The organism is Pseudomonas sp. YNh (assembly GCF_037993085.1).
Classification (GTDB): Bacteria; Pseudomonadota; Gammaproteobacteria; order Pseudomonadales; family Pseudomonadaceae; genus Aquipseudomonas; species Aquipseudomonas putida.
Genome location: NZ_JBBMRJ010000015.1, coordinates 22937 through 46238, shown reverse-complemented (window position 1 = coordinate 46238; position 23302 = coordinate 22937). Strand labels below are relative to the sequence as shown.

The following is a 23302-nucleotide window of genomic DNA, read 5'->3' as shown; positions in this document are numbered from 1 at the left end:
GGTTGTTCGTCCTTGAGGTCAGTGCTTGCTGGCGCCGGCAGCGCCGATACCGGTCATGGAGCGGATGAACTGGGCCAGGTAGCGGCCCCGCTCTTTACTGGCACGTTCGGAGCTATCGGTAACCGAGAACACCCACGCACTGAGGAATGCCAGGCTCATGGAGAACAACGCCGGGTTGCTGTACGGGAACAGCGCTTTCTCGTGATGCAGCACGTTGACCCACACTGCCGGGCCCAGTACCACCAGCAGCACCGCCGACGCCAGGCCGGCCATGCTGCCGCACACCGCGCCGCGAGTGGTCAGGCCCTTCCAGAACATCGAAAGGAGCAGTACCGGGAAGTTGACCGAGGCAGCCACCGCCAGCACCAGGCCGGACAGGAAGGCGATGTTCTGCGACTCGAACATCAGGCCAAGCAGCACCGCCAGCAGGCCGATCAGCAGGGTGGCGATACGCGATACGCGCATTTCTTCCTGCTCGGTGGCCTTGCCTTGGCGGATCACGCAGGCATACAGGTCGTGGGAGACCGCCGATGCGCCGGACAGCGCCAGGCCGGCGACCACGGCCAGGATGGTGGCAAAGGCCACAGCGGAGATGAAGCCAAGGAACAGGTTGCCACCGACAGCCTGGGCCAGGTGCACGGCGATCATGTTGCCGCCGCCAATGATTGCACCGGTGGCGTCGCGGTAGGACGGCTCGGTGCCGACCATCACGATGGCACCAAAGCCGATGACGATCAGCAGCAGGTAGAAGTAACCGATAAAACCAGTGGCGTAGAACACGCTCTTGCGGGCTTCCTTGGCGTCACTGACGGTAAAGAAGCGCATCAGGATATGCGGCAGGCCGGCGGTGCCGAACATCATGCCCAGGCCGAGGGAAATGGCATCCACCGGGTTGGACAGCAGGCCCCCCGGGGCCATGATGGCCTGGCCCTTGGCATGCACGGCGACGGCGCTGGCGAACATGGCTTCGGTGCTGAAGCCGAAGTGCTTGAGCACCATGAAGGCCATGAAGCTGGTGCCCGACAGCAACATCACCGCCTTGATGATCTGCACCCAGGTGGTGGCGAGCATGCCACCGAAGGTGACATAGGCAACCATCAGTACACCGACCAGCATCACGGCGTACAGGTAGCTGATGCCGAACAGCAGCTCGATCAGCTTGCCGGCGCCGACCATCTGCGCCACCAGGTACATCAGCGCCACCACCAGGGTGCCGAACGCCGAAGTCAGGCGCACCGGGGTTTGTGCCAGGCGGTAACTGACTACGTCGGCAAAGGTGTACTTGCCCAGGTTGCGCAGGCGTTCGGCGATCAGGAACAGAATGATCGGCCAGCCGGCCAGCACGCCCAGGGCATACAACAGGCCGTCATAGCCGTTCATGAACATCATCGCGGAAATGCCCAGGAAGGAGGCGGCGCTGATCATGTCGCCGGCAATCGCCAGGCCGTTCTGCATGCCGGTCAGGCCCCCACCGGCGGTATAGAAGTCGCTGGCCGAACGGGTGCGCAAGGCCGCCCAGCGGGTGACCAGCAGGGTGAAGCAGACGAACACCATGAACATCGAGATGGCGGTCCAGTTCATTGTGCGCACTCCTGCTTGACCTTTTCGTTGAGCGGGTCGAGCACATTGTTGGCGCGGTGTACGTAGATGCCGGTCAGGGCGAAGGACAGCAGCACCATCAGCACCCCCACCAGCATGCCGACTGTGGTCACACCGCCGCTAAGGGATTGGCCAAGCGTGCTGGGAGAGAACGCCACCAACAGGACGAAGCCGTAGTAGATCACCAGCATGGCCAGGGTCAGGCTGCCGTTGAGGCGGCGTTTACGCCGCACCAGGTGTTGGAAATCGGGGTGGTTGGCGATGCTTTCTATGCGTTCGGGTGTCATGGCAAGCGATCTCTTGGTTTTGTAATTGTTTTGTTGAGGTCACGCGGGTGTTGCGGTATTGCAAAGGGCCTCTTCGCGGGCATGCCCGCTCCCACAGGGAGGATGTTGCCCTCAGCCTTTGTGCGGTGCCTGTGGGAGCGGGCGCGCCCGCGAAGCAGGCGGGGCGGTCTTAAAGCTGGTCGAAGTCGAGCACCACCTTGTCGCTCACCGGGTAGGTCTGGCACGACAGCACATACCCGGCTGCCACTTCGTAGTCTTCCAAGGCATGGTTGCTATCCATTTCCACTTCCCCCTCGATCACCCGGCATTTGCAGGTCGAGCACACGCCGGCCTTGCACGAGTAGGGCAGTTCCGCACCGATGGCATTGCCAGCGTCCAGCACGTTCTGGGTGTTGCGTGGCAAGTCGAAGGTGAGGGCACGGCCGTCGCTGATCACGGTGATGTGGCTGAGCGCGGAATCCACCTGGCGCGCAGCCTCACGGGCTTCGCGGCGGGTTTCGCTGCCGGCGGCGGCGAACAGCTCGAAATGAATGCGCTCCTTGCCCAGGCCATTGGCCTGCAGGCTGTCACGCACGGTTTCGGTCATCGCCTGGGGGCCGCAGATGAAGGCGGCGTCCAGGCCTGGCACATCCAGCCAACGGGAGAACAGCTGGCCGCACTTGTCCGCATCGATGCGACCGTTGTACAGGTCGACATCCTGCTGCTCGCGGCTGAACACGAAAATCAGGTTCAGCCGGTCGAGGTAGCGGTTTTTCAGGTCTTCGAGCTTGTCGCGGAACAGCGCGCCAGAGCTGGAGCGGTTGCCGTACAGCAAGGTGAAGCGGCTGTGCGGCTCACTGTCCAGGGTAGTGCCAATAATCGACAGGATTGGGGTAATGCCGCTACCAGCGGCCACGCCCAGGTAATTGCCCTGGCGGGCAGCGTCCAGCGGCACGAAGAAGCTGCCCGCTGGCGGCATCACCTCCAGTTGCTGGCCGGCCTTGAGCACTTCATTGGCAAACGCCGAGAAACGCCCGCCTGGCACGCGCTTGACGGCCACGCGTAGCTCACCGTCCTGCACGGCGCTGCAGATAGAGTAAGAGCGGCGGACCTCTTCGTTGTCCAGCTGCGTGCGCATGACCAGGTACTGGCCCTGGGTAAAGCGGAACTGCGCCTGCAGGTGCTCGGGCACGTCGAAGGCAATCGAAACCGCATCACGGGTTTCGTTGCGCACTTGCTTGATGGTCAGGCTGTGAAACTGGCTCATGGCGTTCTCCACGGCTCAAATGCATTTGAAATAGTCGAACGGCTCCAGGCACTCGCGGCAGCGGTACAGCGCCTTGCAAGCGGTGGAGCCGAACTGGCTGAGCAATTCGGTATGGGCGCTGCCGCACTGCGGGCAGCACACCTGGGGTGTTTCACCTAGCAGGCTGCGCTTGCTGGCGCTGCCTTGCGGCGGAGCGATGCCGTAGAGGCGCAGGCGCTCGCGGCCCAGCTCGCTGATCCAGTCGGTGCTCCAGGCCGGGGTCAACCGGCGCTCAAGATCCGGTGCGGGGAAGCCCGCCTGCTCCAGCGCCTGGCGGATATCACCCTCGATCACCTCGGTGGCCGGGCAGCCGGAGTAGGTCGGCGTGACCACCAGGTGCAGGTGGCCGGCGCGCCAGTCGAGGTCGCGGACTATTCCCAGGTCGACCACGCTGACCACAGGCACTTCCGGGTCCATGACCTGGGCAAGGACCTCCCAGGCCCGGGCCAGGTCGTCGCCGCGTGGCGGCCGCGCGCCACGGTCGCCGGCAATCAGCTCACCAGGTTGCATCGGGGTAAGCCCTTGGCAGGAACTGCATCTCGGCCAGCAGCAGGCCCAGGTGCTCGGTGTGCAGGCCTTTGCGACTGTCCAGGTAGAAGTGGCTGGCAGCCTTGGGCAGCGGCAGCTCGACCGAAGCGAAAGTCTCGCTCACCTGTTTGAGCCACGCGGCACCCACAGTTGCCGGGGCAGCGGCAATACCCGCTTCGGCCAACCGCACCTCGTTGTCGCTGGCGGCCGTCAGTTCGACGGTGAAGCGCCACAGTGCCGGAATGGCGGCGAGCATGCGTTGGCGGCTTTGTTCTGTACCGCCCCCCATACGCTGTACCCACTCGCTGGAACGGCGCAGGTGGTAGGTGACTTCCTTGAGTGCCTTGGCGGCGATACCGGCGATACGCTCGTCGCCGGACCCGACCAGGCCCTGTAGCACGGCGAAGTGCCAGGCGTCGTAGAGGAACTGCTTGGTCATGGTCACGGCGAAATCACCGTTGGGTTGCTCGACCAGCAGCAGGTTGCGGTAGGCGCGCTCGTCTCGGCGGAAGGCCAGGGCGTCGGCGTCGCGACCGTCGTCAAGCAGTTCGGCTGCGTATTCCAGCCAGTTGCGGGCCTGGCCGACCAGGTCGAGGCCAACGTTCATCAGGGCCAGCTCTTCTTCGATGGCAGGGGCGTGGCCACACCATTCGCAGAGGCGCTGGCCTTGGACCAGGGCACTGTCGCCGAGCAGCAACAGGTAAGGGATCAGGGCTTCGTTGTGCATGGCCAACCTCACATGTGTCCGACTTCATCGGGCAGCTCGTAGAAGCTGGCATGGCGGTAGACCTTGTCGTCCGAAGGAGCGAACAGCGGGTCTTTCTCGTCGGGGGAGGAGGCGGTGATCAGCGCCGAAGGCACTACCCACAGGCTGACGCCCTCGCTGCGGCGGGTGTACAGCTCGCGGGCATTTTCGATGGCCATGGCGGCGTCGGCGGCGTGCACGCTGCCGACATGCTTGTGGTTAAGGCCGTGCTTGCTGCGCACGAACACTTCGTAGAGGGTCCAGACAGACATTTTCGATCTCCGCATCAATCGCCGCTCAGGCGGCGTTCTTGTTCTGTTGCTTGCGCGCGTAGGCCACGGCGGCCTCGCGCACCCAGGCGCCGTCCTCGATGGCCTTGCGGCGGGTGGCGACACGTTCCTGGTTGCACGGGCCGTTGCCCTTGATCACTTCGTAGAACTCGTCCCACTGGATTTCGCCGAAGTCGTAGTGACCGCGCTCGGCGTTCCACTTCAGTTCAGGGTCGGGGGCGGTGCAGCCGAGCAGTTCGAGCTGCGGCACGGTCTGGTCGATGAAACGCTGGCGCAGTTCATCGTTGGTCTGGCGCTTGATCTTCCAGGCCATGGACTGTGCGCTGTTCGGGGAGTGTTCGTCGCTGGGGCCGAACATCATCAGCGATGGCCACCACAGGCGATTGATCGCGTCCTGGACCATGTCGCGCTGGGCCTGTGTGCCGTGACGCATCATGGTCAGGAGGATTTCGTAGCCCTGGCGCTGGTGAAAGCTCTCTTCCTTGCAGATACGGACCATTGCGCGGGAGTAGGGGCCATAGGAGGTGCGCTGCAGCACCACCTGGTTGACGATTGCGGCGCCATCCACCAGCCAGCCCACTGCGCCCATGTCGGCCCAGCTGAGGGTGGGGTAGTTGAAGATGCTCGAATACTTCGCCTTGCCGCTGTGCAGCTTGGCGATCTCCTCGTCGCGGTCGGCGCCCAGGGTCTCCATGGCGCTGTACAGGTACAGGCCGTGGCCGGCCTCGTCCTGGATCTTTGCCATCAGTTGCAGCTTGCGCTTGAGGCTAGGCGCGCGGGTGACCCAGTTGCCTTCGGGCAGCATGCCGACGATTTCCGAGTGGGCGTGCTGGGAAATCTGCCGGATCAAGGTCTGGCGGTAGGCCTCGGGCATCCAGTTCTTGGCTTCGATCTTGATTTCGGCGTCGATCTTTTCCTGGAAGTTGCGTTCCTCGGGGGACATTTCTTCCAGCGACTTGACGCGCTTGACTCCGGTTTCCACTAGCTGTGCGTACATGTGCGGCGACTCCTGCTAAGGCATGAGTCATTTGTAAGCGATACAAAACACAACGTCAAACAGTTTTAGGTGTATCACATAAGATTTGTGTATCGCTTTTCGGCCCCTTCGCTGGTAAACCCGCTCTCACAGGGGTTGCGCGGCACCTGCAAGCGCGCATAAAACGCAAAAAAAAAGCCCCGGACTATGCCGGGGCCGAAGAGGCAGCCGAATGAATCAGCTGGCCAACCGTTTGTCGTACACGTGGCACGCCTTGCCCTCGGAACGCTTGAGCGTGCCGCAAGCCTGCAGGTGCACCTGGGTGCTGATGCCGATGTAGGTCTTGATCTGTTTGCTCAGCTCCCCGATAACCAGCTTGCGCTGGCCTTCATCGAGGTGCTGGCACTCCGCACGCAACTCAACATGCACCTCTACGCTGTCCAGGTTGCCATTGCGATACAAATGAATCTCATACATCTCGGAAAGCTGTTTTATTTTTAACACCTGTTCCTCGATCTGGGTCGGGAACACGTTGACGCCGCGAATGATCAGCATGTCGTCACTGCGCCCGGTAATCTTGCCGATCCGCCGCATCGGCCTGGCGGTGCCGGGCAGCAGGCGGGTAAGGTCACGGGTGCGGTAGCGCACCATCGGAAGCGCCTCTTTGCTTAGCGAGGTGAACACCAGTTCGCCCAGCTGACCGTCTGGCAATACTTCGCCGGTGACCGGGTCGATGATTTCGGGGTAGAAGTGGTCTTCCCATATGGTCGGGCCGTCCTTGGTTTCGATGCATTCCATGGCCACCCCGGGGCCCATGATTTCCGACAAACCATAGATGTCGAGGGCATTGATGCCCAGGCGCTGCTCGATCGAGCGACGTAGTTCATCGGTCCAAGGTTCGGCACCGAAAATGCCCAGGCGTAGCTTGAGGTCATGCGGGTCGATGCCCTGGCGCTCGATCTCGTCGGCCAGGTTGAGCATGTAGGACGGTGTGACCATGATGATGTCGGGCTGAAAGTCGCGGATCAGCTGCACCTGCTTCTCGGTCTGGCCACCCGACATCGGGATTACCGTACAGCCCAGGCGCTCGGCGCCGTAGTGCGCACCAAGCCCGCCAGTGAAAAGCCCATAGCCGTAGGAAACATGCACTTTGTCACCCTTGCGCCCGCCGGCCGCACGGATCGAGCGCGCCACGACGTTGGCCCAGGTGTTGATGTCATTCTGGGTGTACCCGACCACCGTCGGCTTGCCGGTGGTGCCGCTGGAAGCATGCAGGCGCACCACCTCTTCCTGGGGGACGGCGAACATCCCGTAGGGGTAGTTGTCGCGCAGGTCGTTCTTGCCGGTGAAGGGGAACTTCGCCAGGTCTTCCAGGCACGTGAGGTCGTCGGGGTGGGCGCCGCATTCGGCAAAGCGCTGGCGGTACAGCGGCACATTGTCGTAGGCGTGCTTCAGGCTCCAGCGCAGGCGCTCCAGCTGGTGCTGGCGCAGGGCGTCGACACTGGCGGTTTCCATCGGGTCCAACAGGGCACGGTCGGCATCATGGTACATGTTCATGGCTTCACTCGAATTGTTCTTGTACGCCGCGCGCCAGCGGTTGCAAGCCACGCGGTGAGTGTCATGAGCGCAGCATATACGGCTGCGTTCGGTTCGGTAACAGGCTGATGGTCTGATCCGCTCAGAGGCGCTCGATGACCATGGCTATGCCTTGGCCAACCCCGATGCACATGGTGCAAAGGGCATAGCGCCCGGCGGTTGCTTCCAGCTCGTGGAGGGCGGTTGTAACCAGCCGCGCACCACTCATGCCCAGCGGATGGCCGAGGGCGATGGCTCCGCCGTTGCGGTTGACCCGGGGGTCGTCGTCGGCCAGGCCCAGCTCGCGCAACACTGCCAAGCCCTGGGCGGCGAACGCTTCGTTGAGTTCGATGACGTCCAGGTCGGCCAACGACAATCCCGTAAGCTCAAGCACCTTCCGGGTTGCGGGTACCGGGCCGATGCCCATCAGCCGCGGCTCAACCCCGGCCACCGCCATGCCGACGATACGGCCGCGGGCTTTCAGGCCATGGCGCCGGGCAGCGGCGCTGCTGGCCAGCAGCAGGGCACAGGCGCCGTCGTTGACGCCGGAGGCATTGCCGGCGGTGACGCTACCGCCCTCACGGAATGGCGTGCCGAGGCGGGCCAGTTGTTCCAGCGTCGTGTCGCCGCGCGGATGCTCGTCGTGCTCCACCCGTTTGGCCGGTCCTTTACGCTGCGGGATCTCGACCGGTACGATTTCTTGCGCCAGCCGGCCGCAGGCCTGAGCTGCAGCCGCCTTGTGCTGGCTGCGCAGGGCGAAGGCATCCTGATCGACGCGGGAAATGCCAAACTGTTCAGCCACGTTCTCGGCGGTTTCCGGCATCGAATCGGTGCCGTAGGCAGCCTTCATCAGTGGGTTGACGAAGCGCCAACCGATGGTGGTGTCGAACAACTCCGCTGCGCGGCCGAACGCCTGCTCCGACTTACCCATCACGAAGGGCGCACGCGACATCGACTCTACGCCGCCAGCCAGCATCAGCCCGGCTTCACCGCAGCGCAGGGCGCGGGCCGCGTTGCCGATGGCGTCCAGGCCCGACCCACACAGTCGGTTGATCGTGGTCCCGGGCACTTCCATCGGCAGCCCGGCCAGCAGGCTGGCCATGTGCGCCACGTTGCGGTTGTCTTCGCCGGCCTGGTTGGCACAGCCGAGGATCACGTCGTCGATCGCTTTCCAGTCAAGCTCGGGGTGGCGCTGGATCAAGGCCTTCAGTGGGATGGCGGCGAGGTCGTCGGCACGTACGCCGCTCAAGGCCCCGGCATAGCGGCCGATGGGGGTGCGCACGGCGTCGATGATCAAGGCATCGGCGAGGGTGGGTTCAGTCATGTTGTGTCTCCTGCGCCAGCACGGTGCCGCGCACTTTGTAGGATTTGCCATGGAACATCGCCACCAGCTCACCGCGCTGGTTGTGGATGCGCACGTCGTACAGGCCGGTGCGGCCTTTGCGGCTGACCTCGCTGGCGTCGGCGGTGAGCACGTCATCGCGCAACGCCGGGGCCAGGTAGTCAATGCTGCAGCCCAGCGCCACGGTGGCCTGGTCATAGCTGTTACAGGCAAAAGCAAACGCCGAGTCGGCCAGGGCGAAGAGGAACCCGCCATGGCACGTGCCGTGGCCCTGGATCATGTCGGCGCGTACCGTCATACGCAGGCTTGCCCGGCCCGGGCCGGCATCCAGCAGGCTGATGCCCAGGCCCTGAGTGGCCGGGTCGCGGGCATACATGGCGTCGGCACAGGCGTGTGCCAGTTCGAGTTCAGTCATGCAGGGTGCCTCCTTTGGCCTCGCAGCGACGTAACAACAGGGAAGGGCGGTAGCGGCTCTCGCCATAGCTGCGCTGCAGGTTGTCGAGCACGCGCAGGGTGTGGGCAATACCGATGTTCGTCGCCCAGGCCAGCGGGCCGCAGGGGTAATTGACACCGGCGCGCATGGCCAGGTCGATGTCGGCGGCGCTGCCGACGCCCTGCAGCACTGCATCGGCGGCCTCGTTGGCGAGCATTGCCACGGTGCGCAGTACCACCAGGCCGGGCAGGTCGGCGACCGCAGTGACCTTGAGGCCGGCCCGCTGCAGCAGGGCCACCGCCTGGTCGCGGGCGCTTTCGGTGGTATCGCCCGACCAGCTGATGGCAATCCGCGAGGCAGTGCTGTAGTCCAGCGCGAGATCGAGCAGCACCAGGTTGCGCAGCCCATCTTCACGGGCGCGCTGGCTGGCGAGGCGGCCATCGGACAATGCCAGGGTGGCATCACCGACCTGGATCACGCCGCTACCGGCACGCTGGGTCACGACGATGTCGTTCTGGCGCAGGCGTTCGACCAGTGGCTGAAGTACACCCAGTTGCCCCTCGATAACGCAGGCTTCGGCCATGGTGGAGCTGTGCAATTCGACCGGTGCAGGGCGCTCGGCGCCTTCGGCGTAGCTATAGAAGCCTTGCCCAGTCTTGCGGCCGAGGCGGCCGGCATCCACCAGCTCTTTTTGCACCAGTGAAGGCTGGAAGCGGAAGTCCCCATAGAACGCATCGAACACTGAGCACGTAACGGCGTAGTTGACGTCGTGGCCGATCAGGTCGGTAAGCTCGAACGCCCCCATGCGGAAACCACCCGCATCGCGAAGCAGCGCATCAAGGCTGGCGCAGTCCGCTGCTCCTTCCTGTAGCAGGCGCAGGCTCTCGGCATAGAAAGGCCGTGCCACACGGTTGACGATAAAGCCCGGTGTCGAGCGCGTGTGCACCGGCTGTTTGCCCCAAGCCTGGGCGGTGTCGTAGATACACGCGGCCACGACCGGTTCGGTTGCCAGGCCTGACACCACCTCGACCAGCGCCATCAGCGGTGCCGGGTTGAAGAAGTGCATGCCCACCACCTGCTGCGGGCGTGCAAGGCCTGCAGCCAGGCTGGTAATGGACAGCGACGAAGTGTTGCTGGCAATGATGCAATCAGCCGTGCACAGGGCTTCTAGCTGGCTGAAGAGCGCCTGCTTGACCTGCAGGTTCTCGACGATGGCTTCGATCACCAGGCCGGCATCAGCCAATGCTTCGAGCGTGTCGACCGGGCATAGCCGAAGGCTGATCATTTCGCGCTCTACGGCCTGCAGCTTGCCTTTTTCCACGAGCCGGGCGAGTTGCCGGTCTATACCGGCCACTGCTTGGGCGGCAGCCCCCGGGCGGTTGTCGTAAAGCTTTACCGGGTGACCGGCCTGGGCGGCGACCTGGGCGATGCCGGCGCCCATGGCACCGGCACCGATCACCGCTACTTGCACTGTGCTTGCGAGTGCGCCCATGTTCAGCGCCCCTTGAATGCGGGTGTGCGCTTGTTCATGAAGGCGCTCACGCCTTCACGGTAGTCCTCGCTGCGCCCGGCCAAGCGTTGCAGGTCGCGCTCGAGTTCCAGTTGTTCATCGAAGCCGTTGTCGAAACTGGCATTGAGGCTGCGCTTGATCAGCGCAAGGCCATAGGTGGGCTGGCTGGCGAGCTGGCGAGCGAGGGTGAGGGCTTCGTCGCGCAGTGCGGCATCGTCCACCACGCGGTGGATCAGCCCCCATTGCTGGGCCTGTTCGGCACCAAGCCGCTCGCCCAGCATGGCCAGTGCTTTAGCCCGCGCCATGCCGACCAGGCGCGGCAGCAACCAGGTACCACCAGAGTCCGGCACCAGGCCGATCTTGCAAAATGCCTGAATGAAGCTGGCCGATCGCCCAGCCAGCACCAGGTCGCAGGCCAGTGGGATGTTGGCACCGGCGCCGGCGGCCACACCATTTACCGCACAGATCACCGGAAGCGGCAGGTCGCGCAGGGTGCGCACCAACGGGTTGTAGAACTTGTCGATCGATTCGCCCAGGTCTGGCACCTCGGCGTCTGGGGCGACGTTACGGTCGGACAGGTCCTGGCCGGCGCAAAAGCCGCGGCCCTCAGCCGTCAGCAACAGCACCCGTGCATCACTGCTCTGGCGAACTTGCTTGAGGGCTTCGCGCACTTCAAGGTGCATGGCGGCGTTGAAGCTGTTCAGCTGCTCGGGGCGGTTCAAGGAGAGGAAGGCCACGCCGTCCTCGATGGAAAACAGGATGTGCTGGAAAGTCATGACAGACTCGCTCCGTCAGTCGAGGGGTAAATGATCAGCGGCCTTGGAAGCGCGCCGGGCGCTTTTCCTGAAAGGCCTGAATGCCTTCGTCACGGTCGGCGGTGCCGGCCAGCAGGGTGAATGCATGGCGTTCGAAGCGCAGGCCACTGGCCAGGTCGGTATCACCGGCCTTGAGCAGCGCCTCTTTTGCCAGGCGCACTGCCAGCGGCGCCTTGGCGGCGATGTTGCGGGCGATCTGCATGGCGCGTTCTACGGTGAATTCGGGCTGGGTTATTTCGCTGACCAGGCCGGCTTGCTGGGCGTGACGGGCGGTGATGGCTTCGCCGGTCAGCACCATCTGCATGGCCAGCGGCTTGCCCACGGCACGCAACAGGCGCTGTGTGCCGCCAGCACCGGGGATGATGCCGAGGTTGATCTCCGGCTGGCCGAAGCGGGCGTCGCTGCCGGCGATGACGATGTCGGCACACATCGCCAATTCGCAACCGCCACCCAGGGCGTAGCCGTTGACCGCAGCAATCAGCGGCTTGGCAAAGGCGGCGATGCGTTGCCAGTGGGCTACTCGAGGGTCGTTGAGGATGCCGACCAGGTCGCGCTCGGCCATTTCGCGGATGTCAGCGCCTGCGGCGAACGCCTTGCGGCTGCCGGTGAGCACAACAACGCCTATCTGGTCATCCCGGGCGGCTGCGTCGAGCGCAGTGGCCAGCTCTGCCAGTAACTCGGTACACAGGGCATTCAGTGCCTCGGGCCGTTGCAGGATAATGAGCTGAACGCCCTTTTCCGGCGCCTGCACGTCGAGATATCGCGGCATGTCGGGTTCCTCTGGCTGCACGCACGGCACATCGTGGGCCGGCATTTCTTGGAATTGTTTGCAGGGGCGTGACGATGGATCACGACCAGGTGGGGTGAGTATATGCATTACGTGATACGGAAATGCAACATAGAAAATTGTTTCGTGTATCTCGTTGTGCCAACGATAGTGTTGCTGTCGTGCGGTGCAAATGCCGTATTCAGCGCTGATAATGGCGAAATTGCTGATTTTTTTGCTAGGTTTGCAGGGGGATGTTAGCCACAAGAAAGCGATACACGACTACGCTGATTGACGACGAAATATTTTTTGATACAAGATCGGGTGCCATTTCAAATCATTTCTGGAGCTTTCATGCCTTGCTATCGACTGGACGGCTTGACGCCTGTGGTTCACCCCACAGCCTACGTGCACCCAAGCGCAGTACTGATTGGCGACGTCATCGTCGGCCCACGTTGCTACATAGGGCCCTTGGCATCGCTCAGGGGCGATTTCGGCCGCATCGTGCTGGAAGAGGGCGCCAACTTGCAGGACACCTGTGTAATGCATGGTTTTCCGGGTGGCGACACGGTGGTCGAACGAAACGGGCATGTTGGTCATGGCGCGGTGTTGCACGGCTGCAAAGTGGGCGAGGACGCCTTGATCGGCATGAACGCAGTGGTGATGGATGGCGCCCATGTCGCACCACGCTGCATCGTCGCGGCGACGGCGTTCGTCAAAGCCGGCTTCGCATGTGAAGCGCAGAGCCTGGTGATGGGGTCGCCGGCCCAGGTCAAACGTCCCTTGAGCGAACAGGAGTTGGCCTGGAAGCAGCGCGGTACTGCGGAGTATCAGCACCTGGCGCAGCGCTGCATGAACAGCATGGTCGAATGCCCGCCATTGGCCGAAGCCGAACCAGGGCGCCCGCGCATGGAAGATACCGGTGTACGGCCCAAAGGCCAGGCTTCGGCATGAGCCTGGTAGCGTCACGCAATGGTCAGGCGGCCCGCCGCACAGGTATAGTCGGTGCTTTATCCGCGCACAGTTCGCCCATGAGCAATCTTGCCCCACTGAACAACCTGATCACTCGCTTTCAGGAGCAGACGCCAATCCGCGCCAGCTCACTGATCATCACCTTGTACGGCGATGCCATCGAGCCCCATGGGGGGACCGTCTGGCTGGGTAGCCTGATCAACCTGCTGGAGCCGATCGGCATCAACGAACGACTGATCCGCACATCGATCTTTCGCCTCACCAAAGAGGGTTGGCTCACCGCTGAAAAAGTTGGCCGACGCAGTTACTACAGCCTGACGGGCACTGGCCGCCGCCGTTTCGAAAAAGCCTTCAAACGTGTCTACAGCCCGAGCCAACCGGCCTGGGATGGCGCCTGGACGCTGGTGTTGCTGTCGCAGCTTGAGGCCGGCAAGCGCAAGGCCTTGCGTGAAGAGCTGGAATGGCAGGGGTTTGGCGTGATGGCGCCGAACCTGCTTGGCTGCCCACGGGCAGACCGCGCTGATCTGACCGCAACCTTGCGTGACCTGGAAGCCAGCGACGACAGTATCGTCTTCGAAACCCACACCCAGGAAGTGCTCGCGTCCAAGGCCATGCGCGCCCAGGTGCGGGAGAGCTGGCGTATCGATGAGCTGGGGCAGCAGTACAGCGAGTTCATCCAGCTGTTCAGGCCGCTGTGGCAGAGCCTGAAAGAGCAGCAACTGCTCGATGCGCAAGATTGTTTCCTGGCGCGCACCCTGCTGATTCACGAGTACCGCCGCCTGCTGTTGCGCGACCCGCAACTGCCAGACGAGCTGCTGCCAGGGGATTGGGAGGGAAGGGCCGCGCGACAGTTGTGCCGCAACCTGTATCGGCTGGTGTTTGCCAAGGCAGAGGAGTGGCTGAATGCGGCGCTGGAGACGGCCGACGGGCCTTTGCCGGATGTGAACGAGGGCTTCTACCAGCGCTTTGGCGGGCTGGCCTGAACAAAAATGCTACACCCTGCAGGTCGGTGATGGCGAAGGTTCTCAGCCCGGCGGAGGCAGGGCTTCAGGGTGTCGAGCATGATGCTTTCAGGGAGTGCTTGCGTTCACCGTCAAGGCCGCCTTGCTCGAACGCCATCAATGCTGGCATGTCGAGTATTTCCACCAGCCTGCCGTGCAGGCTGACGACGTCTTGCGCACGCAAGCGGGCGACCGATCGGCATACGGTCTCCAGGCGCAGGCCCAGGTAGGATGCTATGTCCTCGCGCGACATGCGTAACATGAAGCCATGGGCGGAGTAGCCACGGTTGACGAAGCGCCGGGACAGCCCGATCAGAAAACTGGCCAGGCGCTGTTCGGCGGTGAGGTTGCACAACATCAGCACGCGCTCGTGTTCACGTACGATCTCCCGGCTCATCAAGCGGTTCAGGCTTTGCTGCAAGGCCGGAAAGTCGCGCGCCAGCGCTTGCAGGCGACGATAGGGGACCGGGCAGACTTCGCTATCTTCCAGGGCGATCGCGTCGCAGACATGGTGATCGGTAGCGATGGCATCCAGCCCGAGCACGTCGCCCGGCATCCAGAAGTTGATCACGACACCCTGGCCCTCGACGCTGTTGAGGCTGGTCTTGAAACTGCCGCAGCGCACGGCATAGAGCATGGTCAAGGGATCATTGGCATTGAACAGCGCCGTGCCTTTGCGGATGCGCATGCGTGGCCCGATCAGCGAGCCCAGGCAGTTATTGTCGTGCAGGGGCAAACCGGTGGGCAGGCACAAGCCGCTGACCCGACAATCGCGGCACAGCGTCGCCAGCGGTTTCAGGTGAACCGGAGGCGAAGCAGGCTGTTCGAGCAGCGTGACTTTCAGTTGGCCAGACATGTTCAGGCCTCCTTCGCACATCGGAAATCAGCCCGAGTCTGCGCAACTGGGCGCGGTGACCAGTCCAAGAGCATGCATGGGCAAGAAAACTGCGGAACGATGCAAACAAAGGGGTCCCTGCATCCAGTGCGCGAGGGCCAGGGGGTGATCGCCACTTTTTCGACGAACACCGCTGCTTTCATTAGGGCCATGGCACGCCTCCGGGGCTGGAAATTGTTGTTGATATGCGCGTAGCGTGCGCCCGGCAATCGGCGATACGTTGATCCTCGTCAAGTTTTTGTGCTGTGGGAAATACCGTTGGTCCATTGGGGCGTCAGTTGACAAACGTCAAGTCCGCAAAGCACGGGTAAACGATGCTTCGGTTACGTATCGCAACCGTCGAGGTGTGCCATGGAAACCCCGCAAAGACTGCTGTTGATCGCATCGCCCCTGATGCGCCGTACCCCCGTCTACGACCGAGCCGCAGCCTTGGCCAAGGCCAAGGGCATGGCGCTGCACATCGTGGCTTTCGATTATGTGGAAGGGCTTGCCACGGCGGGCCTGGTCAATGACCAGGCGCTGGCAGTGATGCGCGAAGGTTACGTGCAGCAACACCGGGAGTGGTTGGAAAACCAGGCGCAGCCGATGCGGCGCAACGGCGTCACAGTCACGACTGAAGTGGTGTGGGTGCAGCATCCCTTGAACGAGATCCTGGTGCACCTGCGCGAACAGCCGTTCGCCCTGCTGATCAAGGAGTTCGAGCATGAGCCCTGGTGGGCGCGTGCCATGTTCACCAACCTGGATATCCAGCTGCTGCGCGAAACCCGCATACCGCTGCATCTGGTGCACAACGCCAGCCATGCGTTACCGCGCAGGATCCTGGCGGCCGTGGACCTGTCCAGGCCCGAGGATCAGTTCGAAGGCTTCAACGACCAGATCATCAGTGAGGCGCTGAAACTGGCTCTGCAGTGCAGCGCGCAGATCGAATTGCTGTATGCCTACGACCTGGGTTCCATGTACCTGGACGCGGGCGGCAGCCGGGCGCATTCGTTCCTGTTCGATTCCAACCTCGCCCGGACGCTACACGAAGCACAGAGCGACGCCTTCCAGGCTCTTGCCGAGCGCAATGGCATTGCCGCCGAGCACCGCCACATGCGCATCGGCGACCCGGCCAAAGCCCTGGCCGTGTTCATGGACAACAATGATATCGACGTACTGGTCATGGGCAGTTATCACCACCATGGCATCGGCTGGTTCATCGGCAGTACTGCCGAGCGGGTGTTGCATCGCTTGTCCCGCAGTGTGCTGGTGATTTCCCCCGAGCATTCCCAGGGGTGAGGTACAAGGCCCGCAGGTCCAGTTCGTGGACTATCTCGCTGACATCGCCGCCCAGGTACCGTGAGCTGAACCCCAGCCCCTTGGTCAGCCGGTGCATGGCGTAATTGTTCGCCAGGTCCCTGGAAATCATCCACTCATAGCCACTGCTCCGGGCCGCGCCGAGCAGGGACCGCAGCAAGCGCGCACCCAGGCCTTTGCGCTGCCAGTCCTCACGAAAGCTACGGAGGTTCATCATGGGTCAGTTTCGACAATTGCTGGTGCTGCTTACTGAAGTCGATCCCCATTCAGCCGCACTGCGCAGTGGGCTGGCGCTGGCGCATGTCAGCGGTGCCAGCGTGCATGTGCTGGGGTTGTTCGAGCCGAGCGAGGAGCACCTGCTGCGCGAAGAGCGCCTGAACGAGGCTGATATCAAACGCCAGTACGACCACTACTGCGTGCAACTGCGGGCGCTGGCCGAACGGCACCCCGGCACCGGTGTGACACTGACGGTCGACAGCCTTGCCGCCGACGATATCCGCAGCGAGGCCATCCCCTACATCAGCGAACTGCAGCCGGACCTGGTGATCAAGGACAGCGAATCCGCGTCGGCCCTGGCGCGGCTGTTCGGTACCCCGCTGGACAGTGCGCTGATGCGAGGTTTCAAGGGGCTCACCCTCTTCGTGCCCAAAGCGGCCGTTTCATTGCCTCGGCGCGTTCTGGTCGCCGTGGATACCTGTTTCAGCGAGACGCCAGAGGTTCAGGAACGGTTCAATCGAGGGCTGATTCGCGTCGCCCAGGCGTTGGCACTGCAGTGCGATGCTGCGTTGCATCTGCTGTCGGCCTACAACCTGGCCGGTGTGTTCGCCGCGGACATGAACGTCACCGAGGCGTGGATTGACGAGCTGCGCGCGGCGCTGCAGGAACCCTTCAACGCCTTGGCAGAGGCAGAAGGTGTGGCGCCGGACCGCCGACACTTCGTGGAGGGCGGCTCGGTGCAGGTGATTCGCGAACAGGTCGTGGCCCTTGAAGTCGACGCCGTGGTGATGGGCGTGGTGCAGCCCAAAGGGCTGGACAAGCTGCTGGGCGACACTACTGAACGCATGGTCGGCCATCCGCCGTGCAGTGTGCTCGCGGTCCATCCTCATGTGTTCGAAACCCAGGAGCCTTGGCCATGCAACTGACCTTTCTCGGCGGCACCGGGACGGTGACCGGCAGCAAATTCCTGTTGACCCGCGACCGCACGCGGATCCTGGTGGACTGCGGGCTGTACCAGGGCTACAAGCAATTGCGCCTGCGCAACTGGGAACCCTTGCCTTCGGCACTGCGGGCGCTGGATGCAGTCGTGCTGACCCACGCCCATCTCGACCACAGTGGCTACCTTCCAGTATTGGCCAGGGAAGGCTATAGCGGACCGATCTATGCCACCCCGGCAACCTGCGCCCTGGCTGAAGTGCTCCTGCTCGACAGCGCGCGGCTGCAGGAGGAGCAGGCCGAACATGCCAATCGCCACGGTTATTCCAAGCACACCCCGGCGCGGCCGCTCTATACCGAGCAGGATGCCAAACAGGCGCTGGCACTATTGCGCCCGGTGGAGCTGCATCAGGGAACGCCGATTGCCGAAGGCATGGACCTGCTGCTGCGCACGGCTGGCCATATCCTGGGCGCGGCGACTGTGCAGATCAGTGCACAGGGCCAGACCTTGGTCTTCTCGGGTGACCTGGGCAGGCCGCAAGACCCGATCATGCGGGCACCGGAGCTGGTCCGTACGGCGGATGTGCTGCTTGTGGAGTCCACCTACGGTGATCGCAAGCACCCGACAGAATCGACCGAGCAGTATCTGGCCCAGGTCATCAACCAGACACTCCTGCGCCATGGCATCGTCCTGGTTCCTTCATTCGCTGTCGGGCGCGCCCAGCTGCTGATGTATTACCTCTACAAGCTCAAGCGTGACCGGCTGATCCCGGATATCCCGGTGTACCTGAACAGCCCGATGGCCACCGATGCCACGGCCCTGTATCAGCAGTTTCGCAATCAACATCGGCTACCGGCGGCGGAGTGTGCGGCGATGTGCAAGGGCACACGGATCATCCGCACGGTCGATGAGTCCCGCCACCTTGACCAGCTGCGCGAGCCGGCGGTGATCATTGCCGCCAGTGGCATGGCCACCGGTGGTCGGGTGCTGCATCACCTGAAGGCGCTGGCCCCCAATCCGCGCAACAGCATCCTGTTCTCCGGTTTTCAGGCGGGAGGCACGCGCGGGGCTGATATCGTCGCTGGCGCCCACAGCGTACGCCTGCAGGGCGAAGACGTGCCCATCCGGGCGCAGGTGCACGCCATGGAAAACCTCTCCGCCCACGCCGACGCCGACGAGATCATGGAGTGGTTGCGTGGTTTCACCCGGCCACCGCGGCAGACCTACGTCATTCATGGCGAGCCACACGCTGCCGACACCTTGCGACGGCGCATCAGCCTGGAGCTGGGCTGGCAGGTGAGTGTGCCGGAATATCAGGAAACCGTTGCCATCGACCCGGTGCGCTGAACCCGGCGCGGGAGGTAGTGTCGACCTGATACTGCTTGCCGCACAGTTTTTCCATCAATTTATTCGAAGGGCCGTTCAGGGGAAAACTCCCGTCGTCGCGCCGCCGCGCCTTGACCTGTCAGGGTGCGGCGGCCCTGGGTCAGATCAGGGAGAGCCGGTGGATGACCTGGCTGGGATCATTTGGGTCAGCGACGGTGGTGAACCCCGCCGCTTTGGCCAGCTCGCGCATCGCTTGGTTGGCTGCTGGGTCAACCGAATACATCTGCCGCAAGCCCTTGGCCCGCGCATGGTCGATCAGGTGGTTGAGCAGCAGGCGACCCAAGCCGTGGTGCTGCCAGCTGTCCATGACAGTAACGGCGCATTCGCATTCGTCCTTGCCGCTGGCGGTGGCGTAGCGGGAAATGCCCACTTCCTGCAATTCGCCATCCACGTGGGCGAGAGCGACGTAGGCTGCCTGGCGGTCCTGGTCGACCTTCATCAGCTGGTCGAGCATGGCTTTGCTGGGCTCTCTGAGCTGGCACAGGAAGCGGAAATGCCGCGACTCGGGCGACAGCCGTTCGATGAAGGCTTTTTCGCGTTCTCGGTCCTTGGCCTGCAGGGGCCTGATCAGCACGTGAACGCCGTTTTCAAGGGCTTCGATCCAGTATTCACCCGAAGGTTTGGGAAACGAAGGGTTTGTGTGCACACGGGAAGTCTCGGCGGGCGCCATGGCAATGTCCTCTGTGTTGAATGAACAAGGAAGGTCAGTTTCGGCAGCGGGCCTTGCCCTGACTTGACAGTTGTCAAATGCTTCACTCATGACCTGTCAAACCTGCAGGCGGTCGATGTGCTGCCTCGGCCTCTGATCGCCGCGAACCTGAACGAGGACCTGTTGGATGTGGTCCTCAATTCCCAAGTGGTTGATCAGCCCTATTTGGCTTTCCAGTACTTCTGCATTTCCAGGAACAGGAACGAAGCGGTCCAGGTGATCATCACCAGGCCCGTCAGCGCCTGCAGGCCGGTGAGGTACTTGAGATGGCCGGTGGGGGCGATGTCGCCGAAGCCTATGGTGGTGTAGGTGGTGAAGGAAAAATATACGCAGTCCAGAAAGCTACCGTCGAAATTGCCGCTGAGCGTGCCCCAGCCCTCGGTATGGGCCATCAGGTAATAAGCCAGGGCGAAGCACCAGACCTCCACCGCGTGGGCCAGCAACGCCCCGAACACCCCTGCGACGATACGGAACCGGCTCCACAGCCTGAGGCGCGGTAGCCAGTCATTCAGGCGCAGCAGGCATTCGTAATGAATTACCACCACCAGGATCACGATCAGCATGTTGATCAGAGTGACAGTGAACATCGTCGTTACTCGGCACGGGGTTGCAGGGTCACGGCTGGCTGATGCTGGCGCCATTGATATCGGGATTGGATTCCAGCTCTTCGATTACAAGGTCCCGCAAATCGATGTCGTTCATGATGGGCTCCGTTTGCAGACCGAGAGTGGGGGCTGGAGTGCCCTGCGTCCTTGTTTCTACCCCCTGCACCGGGCGGGGCGATTGATAAAGGTCAAACTCGGCGAACAGACGCTGCGCGGTTGACAAATGTCAGGCCTGCGCCTGCCAGCAGAGTCAGAGTGCTTCGTCGCGCCGGCCGTGGCGTATCACTTCAAGGCAGACGCTGCCTCGAAGGGCGGGACATGGCATTCGACGATATCCTGCGCCGCGACCTGCATTGACGAAAAAGGAAACAGAGCGCGGCTATAAGGTGCCGCTCAGCAGCCAACCGGACACGCCGCAGCCCAGGACAACCACCCATGCAGGCCACTTCCAGAACATCAGGGCCATCAAGGCGATCAGCGCCCATGCCAAGTCTGCTGGCTTGGCGATGGCGCTCGTCCACACCGGTTGGTACAAGGCAGCCAGCAGAAGCCCGACCACGCCGGCGTTTACCCCGGCAAGCGCTGACTGGCTGCGGGCGCTGCGCCGCAGTGTTTCCCAGAAGGGAACCACACCGATCACCAACAGGAAGGAGGGGGTGAAAATGGCGAGAATGCCAACAGTCGCGCCCACCCAGCCGGATGGCTGCACGCTCATCGATGCGCCCAGAAAGGCTGCAAACGTGAAGAGTGGGCCCGGTATGGCCTGCGCCATGCCATAACCAGCCAGAAAGGTGTCATTTGCGACCCAGCCGTGGGCTACTGTGGCCGACTCAAGCAACGGTAGAACCACATGCCCGCCGCCGAATACCAGTGAGCCTGCGCTATAAAAGGCGTTGACCATTGCCAGTGCTTGCGAGGGCCAGATGCGGGTCAATAGCGGCAAGCCGACCAACAAGACAAAGAACACTACCAGCGCAGCCAGCCCGGCCTTTCGGCTGACTGAAAACGGCAGCTCTTCCCCTGCAGGGGAGCCCGGAGGCTTGAGCAGGATCAAGCCTGTGATGGCCGACCCTGTGATCACGGCTATCTGCCCGATTGCGTTGGGCCACAGCAGCGCGGTACAGGCAGCGAACAGGGCGATGGTTACCCGCGCAACATCGGTGCAAAGGCTACGCGCCATGCCCCACACCGCCTGGGCCACCACGGCGACTGCGACGATTTTCAGGCCATGCAACAGGCCACTTGGGGCGCCACCTCCCCATGCCCCCAGGCCTTGAGCACACAGCGTCAACAGGAGGGCCGATGGCAATGTGAACCCTGCCCACGCGGCGACAGCGCCCGCGAACCCCGCCCGTGAAAGGCCCAGAGCAATGCCGACCTGGCTGCTGGCGGGGCCGGGGAGCAATTGGCACACGGCGACCAGCTCGGCATAACTGCGCTCACTGAGCCACCGGCGGCGCGCGACAAATGCTTCACGAAAGTAACCCAGATGCGCGATGGGGCCACCGAAAGACGTCAGCCCCAGGCGCAAGAACACCAGAAACACCGACCAGGCAGAGTCGCTGGGCTTCACGCCGCACTGAGTGTGTTCTGACACGGCAGGCTCCTTGGGCTAGTGACGCTGTAGTTTTTATAGTTGGGACAGCCTGCCATGAGGCCTGATCTGGCGCTGCGCATGAAAAACCTATGCAGTATTAACGCAATATCTATACAAGATGCTATCGTTGTACAGTATTTACGCGTGATCGAGGTCAGTATGGCGCACCGTGCTCGTTGGGCTTGCCTCTGTCTGCTACTGGCTGCCTTTTCGACGGTGGCGGACTGGAGGGCGGATCTTACTGGGGCGCAACGGCTTGGGAGTGGTAAGTTCACCTGGTTTGGTCTGCGTCTATATACAGCGCAATTATGGACGGCAGGGCAAGTTCATGATTGGAACCAGCCATTCGCCCTTGAGCTGCTCTACCACCGCTCCTTGTCCAGGGGCACCTTGGTACAGGCCAGCCTTGAGGAAATGCGCCGCCTCAACGGTAGCAGCATAACGCCGCAACAACGCACGGCGTGGACCCATGGGCTTGAAGAGGCATTCGTGGATGTGCACCCCGGCATGCGCATTACCGGCTTGTACCTGCCGGGGCAGGGCTGCCGCTTTTACGTCGACGGTAAATTCAGCCGCGAAATCGCCGACCCGGTCTTTGCCAAGGCGTTTTTTGCCATCTGGCTCGACCCCGGAGCCCGGGATACACAACTGCGCCAGCGCCTGCTTGGGCTGGCTGGTAACGACTGAGGAACATGACATGTACAAAGTGCTGTTGCTGGTGTCGTGCCTGCTTCTGGGCAGCTGTGGCAATGTCGGTGTTGAGCACTATGCCCAGGAGCAACCGAAACTGGACCTGGCCGCATTCTTCTCGCGACCGGTGCAGGCCTGGGGGATGTTCCAGAAGTGTTCCGGCGAAGTGGTCAAGCGCTTCCACGTACGTATCGACAGCCGCCGCGAGGGTGAGCGGCTGATCCTCGACGAACATTTTCTCTACAGTGATGGCACTCGCCAGCAGCGTACATGGACACTTGTGCCAGACGGCCCGGGGCGCTGGCGCGGTACCGCGGGGGACGTGATCGGCGAGGCGCGCGGCGAAGTGGCGGGTAACGCGCTGCGATGGCGGTACCAGCTGGACCTGCCAGTGGACGGGCGGCACTGGCAGGTAGACCTGGACGACTGGATGTACCTCATGGATGACGACACCCTGATCAACCGTTCAAGCATGAGCAAGCTGGGCGTTGAAATCGGCCAGATCACCCTGTTCTTCCGCCGCCTGCCAGAGGGTACACCATGAACCTGATCGCGCTTACCCAGCTGGTCTCGACCGGCGAAGCAAAGGAACTTGAACTGCTGTCGCTGGAGGGTGGCTTCTACCTCCTGCGTGCGTTGACCGACGCCGGCCCTGTGACATTGAGCGATGCCCATGGGCAGCCCGTTCGCGTGCGCTCCACTACCGAGCTACGCCAGCTGTTGGCCGACCTGCCAACCGTGCCGTGCATGCTGGTACAGCAGGTGGTGCATGATGAGATGTGCGGGCAACGTGACGGCCCCATTGCGCCGCTGCGCGTACCGGTAACGCTCACCAGCCAATGGTAGC

At 62.8% G+C, this 23302-nt stretch carries 26 protein-coding genes and 2 pseudogenes; 8 read left to right on the top strand and 20 right to left on the bottom strand.

Annotation, left to right across the window (positions count from 1 at the left end):
* Positions 1 to 18: 18 nt before the first annotated feature.
* The 13 genes and pseudogenes from WF331_RS16705 to paaF form a co-directional block, all read right to left on the bottom strand.
* Positions 19 to 1587, bottom strand: a pseudogene (locus tag WF331_RS16705) (cation acetate symporter); the annotation flags it as partial.
* Positions 1578 to 1886 (bottom strand): DUF485 domain-containing protein, encoded by a 309-nt coding sequence (locus WF331_RS16700; RefSeq protein WP_016499671.1) that lies wholly within the window; start codon positions 1884 to 1886, stop codon positions 1578 to 1580. The pseudogene WF331_RS16705 and the gene WF331_RS16700, both read right to left, overlap by 10 nt.
* A 169-nt stretch (positions 1887 to 2055) precedes the next feature.
* Positions 2056 to 3132 carry a 1,2-phenylacetyl-CoA epoxidase subunit PaaE gene (gene paaE / locus WF331_RS16695; RefSeq protein WP_049276231.1) on the bottom strand — a complete coding sequence of 359 codons (1077 nt, stop codon included), beginning with the start codon at positions 3130 to 3132 and terminating at the stop codon, positions 2056 to 2058.
* A gap of 15 nt (positions 3133 to 3147) precedes the next feature.
* On the bottom strand, positions 3148 to 3681 hold the full coding sequence (gene paaD, locus WF331_RS16690; RefSeq protein ID WP_016499673.1) for a 1,2-phenylacetyl-CoA epoxidase subunit PaaD: 534 nt from the start codon (positions 3679 to 3681) through the stop codon (positions 3148 to 3150).
* Complete coding sequence (paaC, locus tag WF331_RS16685; protein WP_284398276.1) at positions 3668 to 4426, bottom strand: 1,2-phenylacetyl-CoA epoxidase subunit PaaC; 759 nt, start codon at positions 4424 to 4426, stop codon at positions 3668 to 3670. Before paaC ends, paaD begins: the two co-directional genes overlap by 14 nt.
* Before the next feature lie 8 nt (positions 4427 to 4434).
* Positions 4435 to 4716: a 1,2-phenylacetyl-CoA epoxidase subunit PaaB gene (gene paaB, locus WF331_RS16680; protein ID WP_004374528.1), complete on the bottom strand. Its 282-nt coding sequence runs from the start codon at positions 4714 to 4716 to the stop codon at positions 4435 to 4437.
* 25 nt (positions 4717 to 4741) lie between these two features.
* The gene (gene paaA / locus WF331_RS16675) at positions 4742 to 5731 is read right to left on the bottom strand and encodes a 1,2-phenylacetyl-CoA epoxidase subunit PaaA (protein WP_049276226.1); all 990 of its coding nucleotides are present in this window, start codon (positions 5729 to 5731) and stop codon (positions 4742 to 4744) included.
* A 216-nt stretch (positions 5732 to 5947) separates the two neighbouring features.
* Positions 5948 to 7267, bottom strand: a complete 1320-nt coding sequence (gene paaK, locus WF331_RS16670) for a phenylacetate--CoA ligase PaaK (protein ID WP_059394932.1) — start codon at positions 7265 to 7267, stop codon at positions 5948 to 5950.
* 121 nt (positions 7268 to 7388) lie between these two features.
* Positions 7389 to 8609 carry a 3-oxoadipyl-CoA thiolase gene (pcaF, locus tag WF331_RS16665; protein ID WP_016499677.1) on the bottom strand — a complete coding sequence of 407 codons (1221 nt, stop codon included), beginning with the start codon at positions 8607 to 8609 and terminating at the stop codon, positions 7389 to 7391.
* A complete protein-coding gene (gene paaI / locus WF331_RS16660) occupies positions 8602 to 9042 on the bottom strand; it encodes a hydroxyphenylacetyl-CoA thioesterase PaaI (RefSeq protein WP_016499678.1) in 441 nt (146 codons plus the stop codon). Before paaI ends, pcaF begins: the two co-directional genes overlap by 8 nt.
* On the bottom strand, positions 9035 to 10552 hold the full coding sequence (gene paaH / locus WF331_RS16655; RefSeq protein ID WP_340623111.1) for a 3-hydroxyacyl-CoA dehydrogenase PaaH: 1518 nt from the start codon (positions 10550 to 10552) through the stop codon (positions 9035 to 9037). Before paaH ends, paaI begins: the two co-directional genes overlap by 8 nt.
* Before the next feature lie 2 nt (positions 10553 to 10554).
* A complete protein-coding gene (gene paaG / locus WF331_RS16650) occupies positions 10555 to 11346 on the bottom strand; it encodes a 2-(1,2-epoxy-1,2-dihydrophenyl)acetyl-CoA isomerase PaaG (protein WP_049277884.1) in 792 nt (263 codons plus the stop codon).
* 34 nt (positions 11347 to 11380) lie between these two features.
* Positions 11381 to 12154 carry a 2,3-dehydroadipyl-CoA hydratase PaaF gene (paaF, locus tag WF331_RS16645; RefSeq protein ID WP_041168025.1) on the bottom strand — a complete coding sequence of 258 codons (774 nt, stop codon included), beginning with the start codon at positions 12152 to 12154 and terminating at the stop codon, positions 11381 to 11383.
* A 351-nt stretch (positions 12155 to 12505) separates the two neighbouring features.
* On the opposite strand from paaF, the gene paaY reads away from it, so the two are divergent.
* Both paaY and paaX read left to right on the top strand, forming a co-directional pair.
* A complete protein-coding gene (paaY, locus tag WF331_RS16640; protein WP_016499682.1) occupies positions 12506 to 13105 on the top strand; it encodes a phenylacetic acid degradation protein PaaY in 600 nt (199 codons plus the stop codon).
* 77 nt (positions 13106 to 13182) lie between these two features.
* The gene (paaX, locus tag WF331_RS16635; RefSeq protein WP_016499683.1) at positions 13183 to 14106 is read left to right on the top strand and encodes a phenylacetic acid degradation operon negative regulatory protein PaaX; all 924 of its coding nucleotides are present in this window, start codon (positions 13183 to 13185) and stop codon (positions 14104 to 14106) included.
* Positions 14107 to 14170: 64 nt separating this feature from the next.
* On the opposite strand, the gene WF331_RS16630 is transcribed toward paaX, so the two are convergent.
* Entirely contained in the window at positions 14171 to 14980 is an 810-nt protein-coding gene (locus WF331_RS16630; RefSeq protein ID WP_016499684.1) for a helix-turn-helix domain-containing protein, read from the bottom strand.
* A gap of 390 nt (positions 14981 to 15370) precedes the next feature.
* On the opposite strand from WF331_RS16630, the gene WF331_RS16625 reads away from it, so the two are divergent.
* Positions 15371 to 16297 carry a universal stress protein gene (locus tag WF331_RS16625; protein ID WP_284362330.1) on the top strand — a complete coding sequence of 309 codons (927 nt, stop codon included), beginning with the start codon at positions 15371 to 15373 and terminating at the stop codon, positions 16295 to 16297.
* Here the strand turns inward: WF331_RS16625 and WF331_RS16620 are convergent.
* Positions 16215 to 16529 (bottom strand): GNAT family N-acetyltransferase, encoded by a 315-nt coding sequence (locus WF331_RS16620; RefSeq protein ID WP_284362450.1) that lies wholly within the window; start codon positions 16527 to 16529, stop codon positions 16215 to 16217. The genes WF331_RS16625 and WF331_RS16620 overlap by 83 nt on opposite strands.
* Before the next feature lies 1 nt (position 16530).
* On the opposite strand from WF331_RS16620, the gene WF331_RS16615 reads away from it, so the two are divergent.
* A complete protein-coding gene (locus WF331_RS16615; protein WP_016499687.1) occupies positions 16531 to 17457 on the top strand; it encodes a universal stress protein in 927 nt (308 codons plus the stop codon).
* The gene (locus WF331_RS16610) at positions 17448 to 18815 is read left to right on the top strand and encodes an MBL fold metallo-hydrolase RNA specificity domain-containing protein (RefSeq protein ID WP_016499688.1); all 1368 of its coding nucleotides are present in this window, start codon (positions 17448 to 17450) and stop codon (positions 18813 to 18815) included. The genes WF331_RS16615 and WF331_RS16610 overlap by 10 nt, the downstream gene beginning before the upstream one ends.
* A gap of 139 nt (positions 18816 to 18954) precedes the next feature.
* Here WF331_RS16610 and WF331_RS16605 read toward each other — a convergent pair whose 3' ends face one another.
* The 5 genes and pseudogenes from WF331_RS16605 to chrA all read right to left on the bottom strand — a co-directional run bounded on the left by WF331_RS16605 (position 18955) and on the right by chrA (position 21765).
* Entirely contained in the window at positions 18955 to 19524 is a 570-nt protein-coding gene (locus WF331_RS16605; RefSeq protein ID WP_016499689.1) for a GNAT family N-acetyltransferase, read from the bottom strand.
* 200 nt (positions 19525 to 19724) lie between these two features.
* Positions 19725 to 20150, bottom strand: coding sequence for a potassium channel family protein (locus WF331_RS16600; RefSeq protein WP_016499690.1), 426 nt, complete (start codon positions 20148 to 20150; stop codon positions 19725 to 19727).
* Between the two features lie 28 nt (positions 20151 to 20178).
* On the bottom strand, positions 20179 to 20391 hold the full coding sequence (locus tag WF331_RS16595; protein WP_016499691.1) for a hypothetical protein: 213 nt from the start codon (positions 20389 to 20391) through the stop codon (positions 20179 to 20181).
* A 27-nt stretch (positions 20392 to 20418) separates the two neighbouring features.
* Positions 20419 to 20522 (bottom strand): annotated as a pseudogene (locus tag WF331_RS29340) (phosphoribosyltransferase); the annotation flags it as partial.
* 25 nt (positions 20523 to 20547) lie between these two features.
* Positions 20548 to 21765 (bottom strand): chromate efflux transporter, encoded by a 1218-nt coding sequence (gene chrA / locus WF331_RS16590; protein ID WP_016499692.1) that lies wholly within the window; start codon positions 21763 to 21765, stop codon positions 20548 to 20550.
* A 159-nt stretch (positions 21766 to 21924) separates the two neighbouring features.
* Between chrA and WF331_RS16585 the strand changes: the two genes are divergently transcribed.
* Genes WF331_RS16585 through WF331_RS16575 form a run of 3 tightly spaced genes read left to right on the top strand, consistent with a single transcriptional unit; the run spans position 21925 to position 23301 of the window.
* Positions 21925 to 22452 (top strand): chalcone isomerase family protein, encoded by a 528-nt coding sequence (locus WF331_RS16585; protein WP_340623137.1) that lies wholly within the window; start codon positions 21925 to 21927, stop codon positions 22450 to 22452.
* Positions 22453 to 22462: 10 nt separating this feature from the next.
* A complete protein-coding gene (locus WF331_RS16580; RefSeq protein WP_016499694.1) occupies positions 22463 to 22999 on the top strand; it encodes a DUF3833 domain-containing protein in 537 nt (178 codons plus the stop codon).
* Positions 22996 to 23301: a DUF6482 family protein gene (locus WF331_RS16575; RefSeq protein WP_016499695.1), complete on the top strand. Its 306-nt coding sequence runs from the start codon at positions 22996 to 22998 to the stop codon at positions 23299 to 23301. The genes WF331_RS16580 and WF331_RS16575 overlap by 4 nt, the downstream gene beginning before the upstream one ends.
* Position 23302: the final 1 nt, after the last annotated feature.

Excerpts from the sequence above, each read along its gene's own strand:
- WF331_RS16700 (WP_016499671.1), bottom strand. The coding sequence starts at position 1,886 with ATGACACCCGAACGCATAGAAAGCATCGCCAACCACCCCGATTTCCAA.
- paaE (WP_049276231.1), bottom strand. The coding sequence starts at position 3,132 with ATGAGCCAGTTTCACAGCCTGACCATCAAGCAAGTGCGCAACGAAACC.
- paaD (WP_016499673.1), bottom strand. The coding sequence starts at position 3,681 with ATGCAACCTGGTGAGCTGATTGCCGGCGACCGTGGCGCGCGGCCGCCA.
- paaC (WP_284398276.1), bottom strand. The coding sequence starts at position 4,426 with ATGCACAACGAAGCCCTGATCCCTTACCTGTTGCTGCTCGGCGACAGT.
- paaB (WP_004374528.1), bottom strand. The coding sequence starts at position 4,716 with ATGTCTGTCTGGACCCTCTACGAAGTGTTCGTGCGCAGCAAGCACGGC.
- paaA (WP_049276226.1), bottom strand. The coding sequence starts at position 5,731 with ATGTACGCACAGCTAGTGGAAACCGGAGTCAAGCGCGTCAAGTCGCTG.
- paaK (WP_059394932.1), bottom strand. The coding sequence starts at position 7,267 with ATGAACATGTACCATGATGCCGACCGTGCCCTGTTGGACCCGATGGAA.
- pcaF (WP_016499677.1), bottom strand. The coding sequence starts at position 8,609 with ATGACTGAACCCACCCTCGCCGATGCCTTGATCATCGACGCCGTGCGC.
- paaI (WP_016499678.1), bottom strand. The coding sequence starts at position 9,042 with ATGACTGAACTCGAACTGGCACACGCCTGTGCCGACGCCATGTATGCC.
- paaH (WP_340623111.1), bottom strand. The coding sequence starts at position 10,552 with ATGGGCGCACTCGCAAGCACAGTGCAAGTAGCGGTGATCGGTGCCGGT.
- paaG (WP_049277884.1), bottom strand. The coding sequence starts at position 11,346 with ATGACTTTCCAGCACATCCTGTTTTCCATCGAGGACGGCGTGGCCTTC.
- paaF (WP_041168025.1), bottom strand. The coding sequence starts at position 12,154 with ATGCCGCGATATCTCGACGTGCAGGCGCCGGAAAAGGGCGTTCAGCTC.
- paaY (WP_016499682.1), top strand. The coding sequence starts at position 12,506 with ATGCCTTGCTATCGACTGGACGGCTTGACGCCTGTGGTTCACCCCACA.
- paaX (WP_016499683.1), top strand. The coding sequence starts at position 13,183 with ATGAGCAATCTTGCCCCACTGAACAACCTGATCACTCGCTTTCAGGAG.
- WF331_RS16630 (WP_016499684.1), bottom strand. The coding sequence starts at position 14,980 with ATGTCTGGCCAACTGAAAGTCACGCTGCTCGAACAGCCTGCTTCGCCT.
- WF331_RS16625 (WP_284362330.1), top strand. The coding sequence starts at position 15,371 with ATGGAAACCCCGCAAAGACTGCTGTTGATCGCATCGCCCCTGATGCGC.
- WF331_RS16620 (WP_284362450.1), bottom strand. The coding sequence starts at position 16,529 with ATGAACCTCCGTAGCTTTCGTGAGGACTGGCAGCGCAAAGGCCTGGGT.
- WF331_RS16615 (WP_016499687.1), top strand. The coding sequence starts at position 16,531 with ATGGGTCAGTTTCGACAATTGCTGGTGCTGCTTACTGAAGTCGATCCC.
- WF331_RS16610 (WP_016499688.1), top strand. The coding sequence starts at position 17,448 with ATGCAACTGACCTTTCTCGGCGGCACCGGGACGGTGACCGGCAGCAAA.
- WF331_RS16605 (WP_016499689.1), bottom strand. The coding sequence starts at position 19,524 with ATGGCGCCCGCCGAGACTTCCCGTGTGCACACAAACCCTTCGTTTCCC.
- WF331_RS16600 (WP_016499690.1), bottom strand. The coding sequence starts at position 20,150 with ATGTTCACTGTCACTCTGATCAACATGCTGATCGTGATCCTGGTGGTG.
- WF331_RS16585 (WP_340623137.1), top strand. The coding sequence starts at position 21,925 with ATGGCGCACCGTGCTCGTTGGGCTTGCCTCTGTCTGCTACTGGCTGCC.
- WF331_RS16580 (WP_016499694.1), top strand. The coding sequence starts at position 22,463 with ATGTACAAAGTGCTGTTGCTGGTGTCGTGCCTGCTTCTGGGCAGCTGT.
- WF331_RS16575 (WP_016499695.1), top strand. The coding sequence starts at position 22,996 with ATGAACCTGATCGCGCTTACCCAGCTGGTCTCGACCGGCGAAGCAAAG.